Consider the following 19,371-nt stretch of genomic DNA (forward strand, 5'->3'; position numbering starts at 1 on the left):
GCAATGAATAGGGTTGAGACAAATCACTAAAAGCAGCAGCTATGCGCGTACTGCTTTTAGATTGACCACTAAGGATAATAATTAACTGAAGCTATGTTAAAGGTAGCCTCAGCCAGCCGTGCTTAATGGGTTTGCTTTAACTCAATATTAATACCCAATGATTTGATTTCTTTGGTCAGTACGTTGAACGATTCAGGCATACCTGGATCCATATACTGCTCACCATCAACGATGTTTTTATACATACGTGTACGGCCTTCAACGTCATCCGACTTCACAGTCAGCATTTCCTGCAACGTGTAAGTCGCGCCATAAGCTTCTAGTGCCCAGACTTCCATCTCACCGAAGCGCTGACCACCAAACTGAGCTTTACCGCCGAGTGGCTGCTGCGTAACTAGTGAGTAAGAACCAGTAGAACGTGCATGCATTTTGTCATCAACCAAATGGTTAAGTTTGAGCATGTACATATAACCAACGGTCACTTTACGGTCAAACTTCTGACCAGTACGACCATCATACAATGTCTGTTGACCATTGCGATCCATACCAGCAAGCTCTAACAGATCCTTAACTTGGCTTTCTCTTGCGCCGTCAAATACTGCTGTGCCCATTGGTACACCAGCGCGCAAGTTATCTGCTAGCGCCATGATGTCATCATCACTCAAGCTATCAAGATCAACTTGCTCACCGCCGACTTGGTTATAGATTTTGTCTAAGAAGTCACGTAAATCTTTGATCGCTGCTTGCGATTTGAGCATACCATCGATCTTCTCACCCAAGCCTTTCGCTGCCATACCCAAATGCGTTTCTAAAACCTGACCGATGTTCATACGAGATGGTACACCAAGTGGGTTCAAGACGATGTCAACGGTATTACCATTTTCATCATAAGGCATATCTTCAACTGGCATAATGCGCGATACCACACCTTTGTTACCATGACGACCCGCCATCTTATCACCAGGCTGAATACGACGCTTAACCGCTAGATATACTTTAACGATTTTTTGTACGCCGTGCTGCAAGTCATCACCAGCGGTCAATTTGCGTTTTTTCTCAGCAAACTTCACATCGATATCTTTTTGCTTATCAACCAAATACTCAGCGATTTGCGTTAGACGCTCAGAGATTTCTTCTTCAACAGGCTGAATATCAAGCAAAGTCTCAAGGCTCATATCTTTCATATCAGCCAATGCCATCACTGTACCGGCTTTTAGACCAGAACCACCGCTGACTTTTTGACCATCTAACAGATTACCAATACGACCACGAGCCGCTTCTTCAAAGATACGTAGCTCTTCTTTTAAATCTTTACGATAGCTATCAAGCTGTGATTTTTCAATTGCTCTTGCACGTGCATCTTTTTCAACGCCGTCACGAGTAAAGACTTGAACGTCAATAACCGTGCCTTTACTTGATGTTGGTACGCGTAGCGACGTGTCTTTAACATCAGCCGCTTTTTCACCAAAGATAGCCCGGAGCAATTTCTCTTCTGGCGTTAGTTGCGTTTCACCTTTTGGCGTCACTTTACCAACTAAGATATCACCAGCGTCGACTTCAGCACCGATATAAACGATACCTGCTTCATCAAGACTTGATAGCGCCGCTTCGCCAACGTTTGGAATATCGGCAGTAATTTCTTCAGTACCTAGCTTGGTATCACGTGCTACACAAGTTAATTCTTGAATATGAATAGTCGTGAAACGATCTTCTTTAACCACTTTTTCAGAAAGCAAGATTGAATCTTCGAAGTTGTAACCATTCCACGGCATAAATGCGATGCGAATGTTCTGACCCAATGCAAGCTCACCAAGATCCGTTGACGGACCATCAGCCAAGATATCACCTACAGCAATAGCATCACCTTGGTTGACGATAATACGTTGGTTGATACAAGTATTTTGGTTAGAACGCGTGTATTTAACGAGGTTATAGATATCAATACCAGCTTCACCAGCAATCATCTCATCTTCATTGACACGAACCACAACACGTGATGCATCAACGTCTTCGATCACACCGCCACGCTTAGCGATCACACAAACACCTGAGTCACGCGCAACGTGACGCTCCATACCGGTACCGACTAATGGCTTATCAGCACGTAGCGTAGGAACTGCCTGACGCTGCATGTTCGAGCCCATAAGCGCTCGGTTAGCATCATCATGCTCTAGGAACGGAATCAAACCTGCCGCTACCGATACAACCTGACTTGGCGACACATCCATATGCGTCACTTTTTCTGGCGGCATACGCACGAATTCACCATAGCTACGGACACTGACCATTTCATCAGATAACGCGCCTTCTCCGGTTACTGGTGAATCAGCCTGTGCAATGACCGTACCGACTTCTTCAATTGCTGATAGATACTCAATGATATCCGTTACTTTACCGTCAACCACACGGCGATATGGCGTTTCTAAGAAGCCAAAGCTGTTGGTTTTAGCAAAGGTTGCCAATGAGTTGATAAGACCAATGTTTGGACCTTCAGGAGTCTCAATCGGGCATACACGGCCATAATGGGTATCATGTACGTCACGTACTTCAAAGCCTGCACGTTCACGAGTTAGACCACCGGGTCCTAGTGCTGAGACACGGCGTTTATGGGTAACTTCAGACAATGGGTTGTTCTGATCCATAAACTGTGACAACTGGCTTGAACCAAAGAACTCTTTAACCGCAGCCGCAACAGGCTTCGAGTTAATCAAATCTTGTGGTGACAAGTTATCAGATTCCGCTGAGCTCAGACGCTCTTTGACCGCACGCTCTACACGTACTAGACCAACACGGAATTGGTTTTCTGCCATTTCGCCTACAGAACGAATACGACGGTTACCCAAGTGATCGATATCATCGACTTCACCGCGACCGTTACGAATCTCAATCAATTCTTTTAGGACATTAACGATATCAGCGTTGGTCAATACGCTACGAGCTCGTTGAATGTCTGGATCATCAGTATTATCAAACTCTAACCCTAAACGGCGGTTAAATTTCATACGACCGACGTTCGATAAGTCATAACGATCAGCGTTGAAGAACATACTGTCAAATAGTTTTTCAGCGGTCTCAACCGTTGGTGGCTCACCTGGACGCATGACTTTATAGATTTCAATCAATGCTTCTTCACGGCTTGACGTACTATCAGCACGCAAAGTGTCGGCAATATAACTGCCTTGATCGATATCATTAGTGAATAAAATGCTGAACTCTTTGATAGACTCGCTGGCTTCAAATGCGCTTAATTTAACCAATAACTCATGGTCAATCAATGTATTCGCTTTAGCGATAACTTCGTCATTCACCACGATATCTTCAGCTAAAATACGCTCATAGAGATATTCATCAGGTATCGCAATCTTCGTCATACCTGCTTCTTCAAGCTGACGAATACGGCGTGCATTAATACGCTTGCCCTGCTCTACGATGACATCACCTTCTGGTGATACGATATCGAACTGAGCCATCTCACCGCGCAAGCGATCAGCAACCAGATCAATCTCGAACTGCTCTTCACCTTTATATACGGCTACTTTATCAAAGAACAAATCTAAGATTTCAGACGTTGTCAAACCAAGCGCACGTAGAATAATTGAAGCCAATAGCTTACGACGACGGTCAATACGAGCAAAAACTAAGTCTTTGGCATCAAATTCAAAATCTAACCATGAACCACGGTAAGGAATGATACGCGCGTTATATAGCACCTTACCACTTGAATGCGACTTACCTTTATCATGGTCAAAGAACACGCCAGGTGAGCGATGTAACTGAGATACGATAACACGCTCAGTACCATTGATAATAAAAGTACCGTTAGCTGTCATCAAAGGCATCTCGCCCATATAGACACTTTGCTCACGAATATCTTTGATAGCCGCTTTGCTGTCTTTGTCTTTGCTATCTTTGTCTTTGATGATCAGACGGATTTTGACGCGCATCGGCGCAGCAAATGTTGAGCCACGCAAGATACACTCACGCTCATCAAATTCAGGCGTGCCTAAATAATATTCAACGAATTGTAGCTCTGCATTACCAGAGTGACTCTCAATTGGGAAAATAGAGGAATACGCAGCTTGCAAACCAGTATTCTCACGAGCTTTTGGCTTTTTGTGCTCTTGCAAAAATTGCTCGTAAGAATCTACTTGAATAGACAGTAAATAGGGAATGTCCATCACAGTGGGCAATTCAGCAAAACTTTTGCGAATACGCTTTTTTTCAGTATAAGAATATGCCATCGAGAGTCCTTACAGTAAACGTGGAAACAAATTAAAAGCGTGGCCAGCGTGCATAAATACGATACAAACTTGGCGACGTAAACGATAATATAAAACAGGTAATCGTGTTCAGTTGATATCTTTTGTCAATTACTACTTCTGCTATCAGTGCTTACTTAGCACCCTTACTTTCATTTTATGATCGGTATCTAAGTCAGTCTATATGACCACTCAGACGACCAAATTCAATGTCACATCATCTAAAACATATTGTTTTTTAAGCAAAACTTACTCATAAAGGTAAGAAAAAATGACTCGTTCAAGGGTATTTCTAAGTTATCTGCTATCAAAACTGATTGTATTTAGTCATTTTTCTTTCAAAAAACCGGCTCTTTCAAAACCAACAATTCTATCAAAACTAATATCGTCGCTGATATGTACCGTCTATAAGCCTAACTACTGACAGTAATACCCTGCGAAACGGACAACCTAAACTTAATAGCTTTTCAGAAGTAATAATAATCGGGGTAACTATAACTTTTAGAATCAGTATAAACTATAGTGTTAATGGGAAAGCATGCAGACACAAAAAAATGCCAAACATCTATGGACGTTTAGCTTAAATTAACTGATTTCAAAAACTGGCATGTGTGCTTGCACTGTGTTTATTTGCATAGCTATCGTCTGTCCTTTTGATGGGTATCCACCGTGATGTTGCATACGACTGTTGGCAGACACAAAAGGTCAAGCTACGAATTATAGTAAAAAAAAGCTGGCAATGCAAGGCATTACCAGCTTTTTTTGTACAACACTAAGATAAGCGAAGCTTATTTTAGTTCAACAGTTGCACCAGCTTCTTCAAGTTTCTTTTTCAACTCTTCAGCTTCAGCTTTGTTAACGCCTTCTTTGATTGGAGCTGGAGCGCTTTCAACCAAATCTTTCGCTTCTTTCAAGCCAAGACCAGTAGCTTCACGTACGGCTTTAATTACGCCAACTTTCTTCTCGCCAAAGCTGGCAAGAACTACGTCAAACTCGTCTTTTTCTTCAGCAGCAGCAGCAGCAGGGCCAGCAGCAGCAGGTGCAGCAGCAACAGCAGCTGTTACGCCGAATTTTTCTTCCATAGCGCTGATTAATTCAACGATATCCATTACTGACATTTCAGCGATTGCGTTTAACACGTCATCTTTAGATAGTGCCATGAGAACTCTCCGTTATCTGATAAAAATTAATTGATTTTAAAATCGCTTGGATTGCTTGCCAAATTTTCAAATAGTGTTGGCAATAAAGTGCAATCGGCGATGTCAAAGTTACGTTAAAACAAGCAATTATGCCGCTTCTTTTGCGTCTTTGATTGCTGCTACCGTGCGAACAAGCTTACTAGGAACAGCGTTCATAGTTTGAACAAGCTTGGTAACTGGTGCATTCATAGTAGCCATCAAGATAGAGATTGCTTCGTCGCGAGTTGGTAGCTTCGATACGCGCTCTAGCTCTTCTGGACCATAAACAACACCACCAACTGATACCAATTTGGTCTCTAAAGCTTTGTGATCTTTGCTGAACTCGAAAACAACTCGAGCAGCAGATCCCAAATCTTCCATAGAGAAAGCCAAAAGTAATGGACCAGTCATACGGTCTGACATGCTCTCAAACTTAGTGCCTTCAAACGCACGTTTTGCTAGGGTGTTTTTTACCACTTTCAAAACGACGCCTTTTTCACGGGCTTGTTCGCGCAGCTTAGTAAGCTTTGCAACACCAATACCATGATATTCGGCAGCTACTGCTGAGTAAGCATTAGCAGCAACTTCAGACACTTCAGCCACAACTTGTTGTTTTTGCTCTAGCGTTAATGCCATAAGTTGACTCCTTTAATCTTATCAATCAGCTGAATATTTAATCATTTAAACCTAAGCTTTTAAGCATTGGCATTCAATAATTAAACGAATCGCTTAGACTGACTTGATACGACACGTTATCAGCATATTTATTAAAAATAAATTTACTTATAACGACTGATTACGGCACCGTTATCAGAATGACATCAAGTGATAGATTTAACTATCGGCTCTTATCAACAACTGGGTGGGTCACCGTCTGCGTAGGACAACTAAGATTTTCATCTTTCGTCGATTAACAAAAGCAGCTCGTTGTTATTACTAATGATCCGAAAACAATTAATAAAAACGTAAAACCGCTTTCTACCTACGGTCTTAGACAGCATAGCGTTTGCTACGCTGACCTAATTCTTTAAAATATTTTTGCAGCCTTTATTCAAAATCGTCAAATAAAGGCACATATCTAATTATTTTGCTGTGCGATATGGAACTGGATCAATACTTAGACCAGGACCCATCGTGCTAGACAAGGTAATTTTCTTAATGAAAGTACCTTTAGAAGTAGCAGGCTTAGCACGTCTTAAATCTGCAATCAGTGCTTCAGCATTCTGGATTACTTGCTCAGCAGTAAAACCAACTTGACCGATAGTCGTGTGGATGATACCTGCTTTGTCTACACGATACTGTGCTTGACCGGCTTTAGCGTTAGTAACCGCTTCAGCAACGTTAGGCGTAACCGTACCGACTTTAGGGTTAGGCATTAGACCACGTGGACCTAGGATAGTACCTAGTTGACCAACAACACGCATTGCATCAGGAGCAGCAATAACGATATCAAAGTCCATGTTACCAGCTTTGATTGATTCTGCTAGGTCTTCAAAACCAACGATATCTGCACCAGCTTCTTTGGCGGCTTCAGCAGCAGCACCTTGAGCAAATACAGCAACGCGTTTGGTTTTACCAGTACCAGCAGGTAGGTTGGTAGCGCCACGAACCACTTGATCAGATTTACGTGGGTCAACACCCAAGTTAATCGCAATATCAATTGACTCTTTGAATTTAAGAGGTGGTAAATCGTTTAGGATTTGAACCGCTTCTTCAACTGTATACTGCTTTTCATGTACGATACGGCTTTGAATTTCTTTTTGACGTTTGGTTAGCTTGCTCATTTACACACCCTCCACGGTAATACCCATTGAACGTGCAGTACCAGCGATGGTACGAACAGCAGCATCAAGATCAGCAGCAGTTAAATCTGCATCTTTGGTCTTAACGATGTCTTCTAGTTGTGCACGGTCAACTTTACCGACTTTAGCGGTATTTGGTGTACCAGAACCTTTAGCGATACCAGCAGCCTTACGTAGTAAGTATGCAGCTGGTGGTGACTTCATGATGAAAGTAAAAGACTTATCGCTATATACAGTGATCTCAGTAGGAATCGGTAGACCCGGCTCTTGGTTTGAGGTCGCAGCGTTAAATTCTTTACAGAACGCCATGATGTTCACGCCTTTTTGACCCAATGCTGGACCAATCGGTGGTGAAGGATTTGCTTTACCTGCAGGGACTTGTAGTTTGATGTAACCATCAATCTTCTTAGCCATGATTTTCTCCTAAATGGGTAATAGCGCCAAATCAATGTGGTATAAACCTTATTGACTAACAGCTCCCCGGTTGATGAACTTTTTTGCTGATTTAGTCTAGCTTTTCAACTTTACTAAATTCAAGCTCGACCTGAGTCGGTCGATTAAATACGTTTACCGTTAAATGTAGTTTAGACTTCTCGTAATCCACTTTTTCTACCAACCCTTTAAAGTCAGTAAATGGACCATCGATAACCAACAGCTCTTCGCCCGGCTCAAATAGAGTCTTAGGACGTGGGTCAGTTTCAGTCTGATTCAAACGGTTTAAAATACGATCCGCTTCTACTTGCGTAATTGGCGCTGGTGTTTCAGGTGTACCACCGATGAAACCCATAATACGTGGGCACTCTTTAACGATGTGCCAAGTATTGTCGTTCATTTCCATCTGGATCAATACATAACCTGGAAAAAACTTACGCTCACTCTTACGCTTTTTGCCGTCTTTCATTTCGACGACTTCTTCAGTAGGAACCAATACGTCACCGAATGATTCAGCGAAGTCACTACGATTAATACGATCAGTTAATGAACGCTGTACTTGCTTTTCATATCCTGAAAACGCTTGGACAATATACCAACGCATATCACGCTCCTGATCATTATAAGTAAATTTTGGGGTAAGACTCACTAATACGTGCGACTAACCAATAAAGATGCCAACGAACCAATTGAAAAAGTTATCTAATAACCAAACCAGAAAACCAACAATGGCAATCATGACAATGACCTGCCAGGTATATTGAAACGTTTCATCTTTACCTGGCCATGTCACTCGGCGCAATTCAACAGCAGCGTCTTTTAATAATATTTTAAAAGCGCGGCCTTGATGCGTTAATGCCAAGCATACTAAGGCGAATACAATAAGGGCAACGATAATACCAATACGTACCCAGACATCATTGGCAGGTTGCCAATAGCCAGGTAAATACTGATTAACTAACGTCGCCCCGATTAATACTGCTGCGGCAAGTAGCCACAATACCACATCTTTTATTGAGCCTGTTTTAGCCACTTCAACAGCAGTTGTTTGATTGCCCGCTGAGATGTGCTTACCTTTAGACAGCATTCCACCAGCACCCGCCTTGGCATCAGATAACTTAGTCTCGAGGTTATCTTGATCATTGCTCATAAAGAACTCGCTTCGGAGATGGTGAGGTATAACAAAGATGTAATAAGAAGATGGCAGGCGATGTAGGACTCGAACCTACAACCCTCGGTTTTGGAGACCGATGCTCTACCAATTGAGCCAATCGCCTATGGGTGTAAAGGACAGCATTATACAATATTTGATATAAAATGCAAGCCTTTAGCGGTAAAATTATTATTTTTACCTAGTTTTACTCTTATTTGAATGTGCTATTGAATCATCATTACTTTAACAAAATGAAGATACAAGCGACTAATAAGAAGCAGCGTTAATATAGCAAGCTCCGCTAAGAATTACAATAGATTGGAAAGTAAATTCTAAACGTTATAGATATAACTGGCTAATCATGTTGGCTAAGATAACGAAAGGTGTGTTCATACTACCGAAGAATAACCATATTTCCTGATCATTTGATCTAAAAAAAGCCACCCTTATTCAAGGATGGCTTTTTTATGACTAACTTACAATCTCATTACTGAGACTGATAGATTAGTTTAGTACGTTAGCAACAACACCAGCGCCTACAGTACGGCCGCCTTCACGAATTGCGAAGCGAAGACCTTTGTCCATAGCGATTGGGTGGATAAGCTCTACGCCCATCTCAACGTTATCACCAGGCATTACCATTTCAGTACCGTCTTGTAATTGGATTGCACCAGTTACGTCAGTAGTACGGAAGTAGAACTGTGGACGATAGCCGTTTAGGAATGGTGTGTGACGACCACCCTCTTCTTTGCTCAACACATATACTTCAGCGTCAAACTTGGTGTGAGGCGTGATTGAACCTGGCTTAGCTAGTACTTGGCCACGTTGTACGTCTTCACGCTTAGTACCACGTAGTAGTACGCCACAGTTTTCACCTGCACGACCTTCGTCAAGCAGTTTACGGAACATCTCTACACCAGTACAGGTGGTTTTTTGAGTGTCACGGATACCGACGATTTCGATTTCGTCGCCTACGCGTACGATACCAGATTCAACACGACCTGTTACAACAGTACCACGGCCTGAGATTGAGAATACGTCTTCGATTGGCATTAGGAATGCTTTGTCAACGTCACGCTCTGGCTCTGGGATGTAGGTGTCAAGAACGTTAAGAAGTTCTACAACCGCTGGTTGGCCGTATTTTTCTTGTGAGCCTTTTAGGGCTTCAGTCGCTGAACCATGGATGATTGGGGTATCATCACCTGGGAAGTCGTAGTCATTAAGAAGTTCACGAACTTCCATTTCTACGAGTTCTAGCAATTCTTCGTCATCAACAACATCACATTTGTTCATGAATACGATGATGTACGGTACGCCAACCTGACGTGAAAGCAGGATGTGCTCACGGGTTTGTGGCATTGGGCCGTCAGTTGCTGATACGACTAGGATTGCGCCGTCCATCTGAGCGGCACCAGTGATCATGTTTTTAACATAATCGGCGTGACCTGGGCAATCGACGTGAGCGTAGTGACGTGCTGGGGTGTCATATTCTACGTGTGAGGTGTTGATGGTGATGCCACGTGCTTTTTCTTCTGGTGCTGAGTCAATAGACGCGTAGTCTTTGGCTTCGCCACCTGAAGTGATTGCTGCTACAGTTGCGATGGCAGCTGTTAGGGTTGTTTTACCGTGGTCAACGTGTCCGATTGTACCGACGTTGACGTGTGGCTTTACGCGTTCAAACTTGGCCTTTGCCATGGGTATTTCCTCTTTTTTTGGGGTCAAATGCTAAGCTCGTATAAATACGATAACAAAGACGATCTTGACCACATTAAGATAATTGTTAAAAGGGTACACATACTAATGTGCAGATATTATAAGAAAATCACCGCCAATAACAAGTCTTTTAACCAATTATTGGCGTATTCTTCTACGACAACATAGAGATAATAGCTACATTGTCATATTTAATAGACGATTACTTACTCGTCATCATCTTTATTGTTGAATTTAGAGATGATGTCAGCAGCAACTGATTTTGGAATTTCAGCGTACTTTTGGAATTCCATTGAATAAGTAGCACGGCCTTGTGACATTGAGCGCATTTGTGTGGCATAACCAAACATTTCTGCTAATGGTACTTCGGCACGGATCTGCTTAGTACCGCCAGGTAAGTCTTCCATACCCTGTACTAAACCACGACGACGGTTAAGATCGCCCATGATATCGCCCATATAATCTTCAGGCGTTTCAACTTCAACTTTCATGATTGGCTCAAGTAGCGCTGGATCTGCTGCCATGAAGCCTTTTCTGAATGCCATAGAACCAGCCATCTTAAATGATAGCTCATCCGAGTCGACGTCATGGTAAGAACCGTCATACAAGGTCGCTTTTACGCCAACCACTGGATAACCAGCAAGTACGCCATTTTTCATGCGTTCTCGGATACCTTTATCCACAGCACCATGGAATTCTTTCGGTACAGTACCACCAACAACTTCTTCAGCGAATTCATATTCAGTATCGCCCGCTGGATCAAGTGGCTCAAGACGTAACCAAACGTGACCGAATTTACCACGACCACCAGTCTGACGTACGAATTTGCCTTCTTGCTCAACCGTGTTACGAATCGTTTCACGATAAGCAACCTGCGGCGCACCGATGTTCGCTTCAACGTTAAACTCACGCTTCATACGATCAACAAGAATCTCTAAATGCAGCTCACCCATACCACTGATGATTGTCTGACCAGACTCTTCGTCAGTATGTACACGGAACGATGGATCTTCTTTCGCCAAACGACCCAAAGCGATAGACATTCTTTCTTGGTCAGCTTTGGTCTTAGGTTCAACCGCTAGGCTGATAACTGGATCTGGGAATTCCATGCGCTCAAGCGTGATAACATTTTGCTCATCACATAGCGTATCACCAGTCGTTACATCTTTCATGCCGACCAATGCAGCGATATCACCAGTACGGATTTCTTGCAACTCTTCTTGAGAGTTAGCCATCATCTGTACGATACGACCAACGCGCTCACGCTTCATTTTAACTGGGTTATAAACGCTGCTACCTTGCGTTAAAACACCTGAATAAACACGAACGAAGGTTAAGTTACCAACGAATTTGTCATTCATGATTTTAAATGCTAAAGCTGAGAATGGCGCTTCATCTGACGCTTCACGAGTGCCTTCAGTTTCATCTTTGTCATCAAGGATACCTTTAATAGCAGGTACATCCATTGGTGCTGGAAGATACTGAATGACCGCATCCAACATCTTTTGTACACCTTTGTTTTTAAAGGCAGTACCACAAAGTAATGGAATGATTTGGTTATCAATAGTCAATTGACGAATAGCAGTGTTGATCTGCTCTACAGACAACTCGCCATTTTCTAGATACTCATTCATCAATTCTTCTGTTGCTTCAGCCGCATTTTCTACAAGAATCTCACGATACTCTTCTGCTTTTTCTTGTAATTCAGCTGGGATTTCGCGCTCTTCAAACTCCATACCTTGAGATGCTTCATCCCAATAAAGAGCTTTCATCGTAACTAGATCGATAACGCCTTCGAAGTCATCTTCTTTACCAATTGGAATAACCAATGGCACAGGATTACCACCTAGACGAGTTTTGATCTGCTCAATGACACGATAGAAATCAGCGCCAACGCGATCCATTTTGTTTACAAATGCAAGACGTGGAACTTTATATTTATTTGCCTGACGCCATACGGTCTCAGACTGTGGCTGAACGCCGCCTACTGCACAATAAACCATGCAAGCGCCATCAAGTACACGCATAGAACGCTCAACTTCGATCGTGAAGTCAACGTGACCTGGGGTGTCAATAATGTTGATACGATGTTCGTCAAACTGTTTTGCCATACCTGACCAAAAACAAGTCGTCGCCGCTGAGGTAATAGTAATACCGCGCTCTTGTTCTTGCTCCATCCAGTCCATAGTGGCTGCGCCATCATGTACTTCACCAAGTTTGTGACTAACACCGGTATAGAATAAAACACGCTCAGTAGTGGTTGTCTTACCAGCATCGATGTGCGCTGAGATACCAATGTTGCGATAGCGTTTTAGGGGAGTTTTACGAGCCATAGTGTTTTCCTAGGAAAAGTCGTGTATATAATAATGTATTGTGTCTCTACCTCATACTCTATGACAAAGCGGTCAGCTTCATATTACTTACTGATTATTGAGCCTAATACGGACAAAAAAAGAGCAAATACTAAGAATAGTGCGGCATCAGATTTGGGATGCTCTCTTGTGACAAGCATACTTAATTAAGAGAGACATCTTGATAGATGTCCGCCATCTCGTTGTTGATAGTCAAAAACTAGTTACAACAAGATAAACGATGGCGGCAATCAATAGAATAAATAACAATGTAAGATTAGCTGACTTCAGCCAGCTAATCTAAAGCTACTACTAATAGACAGTAGCTTAGAAACGGTAATGAGAGAACGCTTTGTTAGCATCTGCCATGCGGTGAACTTCGTCACGCTTTTTCATAGCAGCGCCTTTGCCATCAGCAGCATCATTCAATTCGCCAGCCAAACGCAAAGCCATTGATTTTTCAGAACGCTTAGCAGCAGCTTCCGCTAACCAACGCATAGCCAAGGCAGTACGACGGGAGGGGCGTACTTCCATTGGTACTTGGTAGGTTGCACCACCAACGCGGCGAGCTTTCACTTCTACCATTGGGCGTACATTTTCTAAAACTTCTTCGAAGAAAGATACTGGATCTTCGATTTTACGTTTTTCGCTTACTGTTTCAAGTGCACCATAAACGATACGCTCAGCAGTAGATTTTTTACCATGACTCATTACATGGTTGATGAATTTTGCAACAGTTTGGCTACCAAACTTAGGATCCGGTAGGATCTCACGGGTAGCAACGACGCGACGTCTTGGCATAATAAATATCCTTTTCTTCAGGAGTGTCTGACATTCACAATCTCGCACCAATTAATATTGGATGGCGTTATATCGAGTTGTCAGTCAGCCTTACTGCACGGCGGTATGTTTTAACAGTGAATTACTAATTTAATAATGCTGTCAACACCAGACCCATGCACAGTTAATGTTTGGTATAAAAAAGCTTAGCTAATAACGATTAGTTATTAAACTTTAGGCTTCTTAGCACCATATTTAGAGCGACCTTGCTTACGGTCTTTTACGCCTGCGCAATCTAATGCACCACGAACGGTGTGATAACGTACACCTGGTAGATCTTTTACACGACCACCACGGATAAGAACAACACTGTGCTCTTGTAAGTTATGACCTTCGCCGCCGATGTAGCTTGATACTTCATAGCCTGAAGTCAAACGTACACGACATACTTTACGCATGGCTGAGTTAGGTTTTTTAGGGGTAGTAGTATATACGCGAGTACATACACCACGACGTTGTGGACACGCTTCCAACGCAGGAACTTTTGACTTTTCCTTGATGGTTTTGCGACCTTTACGAATCAATTGGTTAGTTGTTGCCATGAGGCATCCTTCTCCCGTTTGGTATAAAACAAAAAAATGGGGAAACGCACCATCCATCTGACTTTAATGACAGATTTTGGTACACCCATTTTTAGGACAGTGTATTATAAAGAGTTGTTGCTGCTATTTCAACCACTTATGCGTGATTGCACTTTACAACATTTGATAGATATGCATTCACCCTACTACTATAACACTTTATCTATTTTTAGTTAAAAATCAGCTAAAAAGTAGATTGTCATACAGTATATCGAAAAACGATTTAAATAAGATGTTTGACTATAAATAAATAGCAATTTATGAGTACTAAATGGCGATATTATCTTGTTTTTCAAGAGAAAGAAGACACTATCGCCAAAACTAGTAGTAGATATCCAGCTCACAATCCTTCTATGATATAAGCTGGCTTAAGAAAAGCAACACTTAAGTCTGATTATTTAGACGCTCTTATTTGCTTTTCTTGTTAACCGTATTGTTTGATTTGCTGTCAGAGGATTTATTCTGACTGCCTTGCTTATCATTGTTGTCATTGTCGTCTTTCTGCGTTTTTTTTACGACCTTTTCATCAGCTTCTTGATGGTTATTTTTTTCTTTAGTAGTATCTTTCTTGCTATCGGTATCCTTGCTTGACTCTTTCTCAGCATCTTGCTGCTTGTCATTGTGAGCTGTTTTGTTTACCTTAGCTTCATTACCGCTATCATCAGTGATTGCACGATTAGCAAGTTTGGCTTCTGGGGCAAAAGTCGCTTGAGCCACGCCAATCACTTCATCAATGAGCTGGCTGTTGTAGCGCATACCAACGATAACAGCGGTAACTGGTAAGAATTTGCGTATCCATGTTAAATTGATTTTATCCAAGTCAATACCGACCTGACTGGCAATACTGTCAACTTGTTCTGCATAAAAGTTGACGTTTTTATCCTTTAGACCTAGGTTTTTTAGCTCATTATGTAGACCACTGCTTTGGGCATTATCCAATAAGCCTTTGCCTATACCAATACCTGCTAGCAATGCTTGTTTTTCTTGCATCTTGCTCAGATCAGCATTCGCTAGCAGCTCATAAGCCATTTTAACGCCTTGCTTACCTGTGAGTGGTTTATTGTAAACAGCACCCAACTGATAGACGGTACGTAATGATACCAATAAAAGCCAAAGCGTATCAGCCAGCAAACCAGGAAGCCCAGCCAAACCTGTTAAGCCCCCTATCGTTGCCAATGCACGATTTTGATTGGCGATATCAGTGGCTAATGCATAACGCTCTTCATCATCCAAGCTTGCGATATTGGCGAAACGATGCTCATTAGGTAAATCAATCTGACTCCAATTAGAGGCAAGGTTTGCCACTTGTGCAAAAGCGCCATCGACCGTCGACTGAAAAAAACTATTTGGCACTACTTTTTTGGCATATTTACCATAAGTGGCAAAACGTGGCCCTAACAATTGCTGAGTGGCTTTCAACGTTTGCTCACGGAACAAATCCTGCTGATAGTCTTCATCGCCTAAGTTGACTGCTTTGTATTGACGTGGTTTTCCCGTCTTAGCATTCATGCTATCAATCATAGCGCCCATGCGCTCTAGATTATTGCGAGTAAAAGAGCCAACGGTAGTGATACCTTTAGAGAGAGTGCTACGCTTCGCCATCGTGATGTCCTTAATGTGATGAGTAATTTTGTTTTATTGTAAGCGATTTATAATAATAGATGTGCCATTCTAGTCAATCACTATAATCGATGTCAGTGCGAACAATGTTATCGCAATCACAAATTTTGTATCCAAAAGTATCACTTAATGTATGATTGATACCATTATACAAGCTGTCTTAAGCCAAATAGTCTTTATAGATAACTTTAGACAGCAAGCGCGATTTTGTCGTTATTTTGCACTTGTACAAAGATTTTGGACGCTCGATACGTTATCATGTGCCATAACTCACAGTACACTTGTACTTCTATTTATAAGTAGTCCGTTACTTATAGATAATCAGTTACCAAGCATATAGTTTTACTATAATCATCACAATGATTGTAAAATGAGACTTTAATGCTCAATACATCCTAATATTAAATAATAGAAATACATACTTAAAAACGATTATTAAAAGTAATTGTGAAAAATCGTTACTCATAAGGAATAGAATATGCGCCGCGTTGTTATCACTGGAGCAGGGATCGTCTCTTGTATCGGACATGATTTAGCCACGGTTACTGCCGCTCTAAAGCAAGGGCAGTCTGGCATTACATTTAATGAGGCTTATGCTGAGCATGGGTTTAAATCACACGTTAGCGGCAGTATCGACCAGTCAACGCTTGATACTAGTGGTATCGATCGTAAGTTGAAGCGGTTTTTTAGTGATGCCAGTCTATACGCTTATGTCAGTGCTTTAAATGCCATTGAGCAGTCTGGTTTGTCGCTTGAAACCATCAATAATAATCCACGCGTGGGCGTGGTCGCAAGCTCTGGCGGCGCATCGACAGAGAATATTGTCAATGCTATAGATGCCATGCGGGATAAAGGTCTGCGCGGTGTCGGCGCGATGGCTGTGCCAAAAACGATGGGCAGCTCAGTATCAGCGGCGCTTGCTACTGGTCTAAAAATCCAAGGCGTATCATACTCGCTCACCTCTGCTTGTGCCACCTCAACCCATTGCATCGGTCATGCGGCTGAACTTATTCAATTAGGCAAAGCAGATGTGATACTCGCGGGTGGTAGCGAAGCGGAACATTGGACACAGTCTTGTATGTTTGATGCCATGGGTGCAGTCAGTACTCAATATAATGAGACACCGCAGCGCGCCTCAAGAGCTTATGATAAAGATCGTGATGGCTTCGTGATTGCTGCTGGTGGTGCGATGGTCGTGGTTGAAAGTCTAGAACATGCACAAGCACGTGGTGCCAATATACTGGCTGAAATCGTCGGTTATGGTGCCAGCTCTGATGGTGCTGAAATGGTTGCGCCAAGTGGTGAAGGTGCCGTGCGCTGTATGCAGCAAGCCCTAGCCGAAGCTGGTTTGCAAACTGTCGACTATATCAATAGCCACGGTACTAGTACGCCACTTGGTGACATCACTGAGCTTAAAGCCATTGCTAAAGCATTTGGCGATGATATCAGTCAAGTACCTGCGATCAGCTCAACCAAATCTATGACAGGTCATAGCCTTGGTGCCGTTGGTGCGCAAGAGCTGATTTATTGCTTATTGATGCTAGAAGAAGGCTTCATTGCGCCCAGTATTAATGTTGATAATTTAGACCCTGCGGCTGAAGGCTTTGATATTGTCACCGAAATGCGTGAAGCCAAGCTTGAGACACTAATGAGCAACAGCTTTGGCTTTGGCGGTACTAATGCCACATTAATCATTAAAAAGTTTGACGCCTAACTATGCTCGCAGCACATCCTCTCAAAACTGAGCAGACAATTTCTGACCCATCGCCAGCTACTAAACCTAGCTGGCGTTTTGGTGACCTATCGTCTGCAGAACTTATGCCACTGCTACAGCAGTATTTGATCGCACAAGATACTGAGGCAAACTGGCAATTGGTTTGGCTCAATAATGATGGCCGACCGGTGATTGGCTTATTGCCAAACGTAAGCTGGTCTGTTTATGATTATGCTGAAAACACGCCAGATTCGAACGAACAAGCATCCCTTTATCAAGTCACAAAAACCTATCGTGACGCCGTTCACAATGATATCACTCATATGAGTTATAGCGACTGGCAAGATGAATTAATCAGTTATAGTCAAACTTATGAGACTGATAATGAAAACTCAGAATCAGTAAGCGATTTAAATGAAAAACCAAGTTATCATCATGGTCTGATAGGTTTTATTGGTTATGATATTGCGGCTCATGAGCTAAGTCCGGCCGCCAAAATTAAGCGAGCAGCACAGCCTTGTGCCGTATTAGGGCATTACGATATTTACCTAGCACCTGATGGAAATCATGGCAACACAGGTTGGAAATTAACGATAAAGGCAACTGCTAACAACTCTGAAAACGACTTTAATAATCAGCAAAAAAATAAAATAATCACGGCACTTGTCTCTTATTTAGATATAGTAGATAAAAAGCTGGCTGATAACTGTCTCAATAAAACGCAACTGACAGCATCACCACTGCCTGCTCCTTTAGTGTTAAAATCACGATGGCGCAAACAAGACTATCAACAAGCATTTAATCAAACCCAAAACTATCTACAGCAAGGCGACTGTTATCAAATCAACCTAACCCAAGAATGGCAAGGTTTTTTTGATCATAATCCTAGTGATAATGGCACCTTGCCGATGCTGATTGATTATTTACCTGCTTTACATAGTAATACCCGAGCGCCGTTTGCAGGGTATTTAGCAGTCAATGATTTTACTAGTAAAATCAGCGTTAATACGCAAGACAATCAATTTGAATTATTAAGCTGCTCGCCTGAACTGTTTTTTACCTTTATTAAAGACGATGACACTGGCAAGCACCATATACGCACCAAACCTATTAAAGGCACGATGCCGCGTGGATTGAATACTGAACAAGATAATGCTTATAAACAGCAGCTTATCGATAGCGAAAAAGACCGTGCCGAAAACGTCATGATTGTCGATTTGCTACGTAATGATTTGGGCAAATATGCCAAGATTGGCAGCGTCAAAGTGCCGCAGTTATTCTCGATTGAGAGTTTTAGTAATGTGCACCATATGGTCAGCACTATTACCGCAGAATTACAGACGGACACTCACCCACTCGCCGTTTTATTTGGTAGTTTGCCTGCTGGCTCAATTACTGGTACACCAAAAAAGCGAGCGGTTGAAATTATATCTGAACTAGAAACTGCGCCGCGCGGTGCTTATTGCGGCACATTGGGCTATATGAACTTTGATGGTAGTGGTCAATGGAATGTACTCATTCGTACGCTGCAAGCTAACACTTCATCACATAATGGGCTGAAAAAAAGACATATCAGCTTATGGGCAGGCGGTGGTATCACTGTCGCCTCTGATTGCGATGCTGAATACCAAGAGTGTTTGGATAAAGTCGGTAATCTATTAAGCGTTTTAACTCAAGACAATATCAACAAATGTCCTTAAGGTTGTTCTAAAAGTACGACCAAAGAAA

The 19,371-nt window shown here is 42.3% G+C and carries 14 protein-coding genes and 1 tRNA gene; 2 read left to right on the forward strand and 13 right to left on the reverse strand.

Features of this window, described 5'->3' with window-relative positions:
- Positions 1-122: 122 nt before the first annotated feature.
- From rpoB to AK822_RS12555, 13 genes are all read right to left on the reverse strand, one after another.
- On the reverse strand, positions 123-4,241 hold the full coding sequence (rpoB, locus tag AK822_RS12495) for a DNA-directed RNA polymerase subunit beta (protein WP_060491873.1): 4,119 nt from the start codon (positions 4,239-4,241) through the stop codon (positions 123-125).
- 806 nt (positions 4,242-5,047) lie between these two features.
- A complete protein-coding gene (rplL, locus tag AK822_RS12500) occupies positions 5,048-5,419 on the reverse strand; it encodes a 50S ribosomal protein L7/L12 (protein ID WP_011514491.1) in 372 nt (123 codons plus the stop codon).
- A 126-nt stretch (positions 5,420-5,545) separates the two neighbouring features.
- On the reverse strand, positions 5,546-6,073 hold the full coding sequence (gene rplJ, locus AK822_RS12505) for a 50S ribosomal protein L10 (RefSeq protein WP_045443904.1): 528 nt from the start codon (positions 6,071-6,073) through the stop codon (positions 5,546-5,548).
- A 446-nt stretch (positions 6,074-6,519) separates the two neighbouring features.
- Positions 6,520-7,221 (reverse strand): 50S ribosomal protein L1, encoded by a 702-nt coding sequence (gene rplA, locus AK822_RS12510; RefSeq protein ID WP_045443901.1) that lies wholly within the window; start codon positions 7,219-7,221, stop codon positions 6,520-6,522.
- A complete protein-coding gene (gene rplK / locus AK822_RS12515; protein ID WP_010201717.1) occupies positions 7,222-7,653 on the reverse strand; it encodes a 50S ribosomal protein L11 in 432 nt (143 codons plus the stop codon).
- 91 nt (positions 7,654-7,744) lie between these two features.
- Positions 7,745-8,275: a transcription termination/antitermination protein NusG gene (nusG, locus tag AK822_RS12520; RefSeq protein ID WP_045443893.1), complete on the reverse strand. Its 531-nt coding sequence runs from the start codon at positions 8,273-8,275 to the stop codon at positions 7,745-7,747.
- 57 nt (positions 8,276-8,332) lie between these two features.
- A complete protein-coding gene (gene secE / locus AK822_RS12525) occupies positions 8,333-8,821 on the reverse strand; it encodes a preprotein translocase subunit SecE (protein ID WP_083475710.1) in 489 nt (162 codons plus the stop codon).
- Between the two features lie 51 nt (positions 8,822-8,872).
- A tRNA-Trp gene (locus AK822_RS12530) sits at positions 8,873-8,948 on the reverse strand.
- 380 nt (positions 8,949-9,328) lie between these two features.
- Positions 9,329-10,519 carry an elongation factor Tu gene (gene tuf / locus AK822_RS12535; RefSeq protein ID WP_055124836.1) on the reverse strand — a complete coding sequence of 397 codons (1,191 nt, stop codon included), beginning with the start codon at positions 10,517-10,519 and terminating at the stop codon, positions 9,329-9,331.
- A 224-nt stretch (positions 10,520-10,743) separates the two neighbouring features.
- Complete coding sequence (fusA, locus tag AK822_RS12540; protein WP_060491874.1) at positions 10,744-12,870, reverse strand: elongation factor G; 2,127 nt, start codon at positions 12,868-12,870, stop codon at positions 10,744-10,746.
- 345 nt (positions 12,871-13,215) lie between these two features.
- Positions 13,216-13,689: a 30S ribosomal protein S7 gene (gene rpsG, locus AK822_RS12545; RefSeq protein ID WP_021814163.1), complete on the reverse strand. Its 474-nt coding sequence runs from the start codon at positions 13,687-13,689 to the stop codon at positions 13,216-13,218.
- A 206-nt stretch (positions 13,690-13,895) separates the two neighbouring features.
- The gene (gene rpsL / locus AK822_RS12550) at positions 13,896-14,270 is read right to left on the reverse strand and encodes a 30S ribosomal protein S12 (protein WP_011281154.1); all 375 of its coding nucleotides are present in this window, start codon (positions 14,268-14,270) and stop codon (positions 13,896-13,898) included.
- 447 nt (positions 14,271-14,717) lie between these two features.
- Complete coding sequence (locus AK822_RS12555; protein ID WP_060491875.1) at positions 14,718-15,911, reverse strand: EcsC family protein; 1,194 nt, start codon at positions 15,909-15,911, stop codon at positions 14,718-14,720.
- Between the two features lie 496 nt (positions 15,912-16,407).
- Here AK822_RS12555 and AK822_RS12560 point away from each other — a divergent pair, with 496 nt between their 5' ends.
- Together AK822_RS12560 and AK822_RS12565 are read left to right on the forward strand one after the other, a co-directional pair.
- A complete protein-coding gene (locus tag AK822_RS12560) occupies positions 16,408-17,643 on the forward strand; it encodes a beta-ketoacyl-ACP synthase II (RefSeq protein ID WP_060491876.1) in 1,236 nt (411 codons plus the stop codon).
- Positions 17,644-17,645: 2 nt separating this feature from the next.
- Positions 17,646-19,343 carry an anthranilate synthase component I family protein gene (locus tag AK822_RS12565; RefSeq protein WP_060491877.1) on the forward strand — a complete coding sequence of 566 codons (1,698 nt, stop codon included), beginning with the start codon at positions 17,646-17,648 and terminating at the stop codon, positions 19,341-19,343.
- The last annotated feature ends 28 nt before the right edge of the window (positions 19,344-19,371 follow it).

Source organism: Psychrobacter sp. P11F6, from assembly GCF_001435295.1.
Taxonomy (GTDB): domain Bacteria; phylum Pseudomonadota; class Gammaproteobacteria; order Pseudomonadales; family Moraxellaceae; genus Psychrobacter.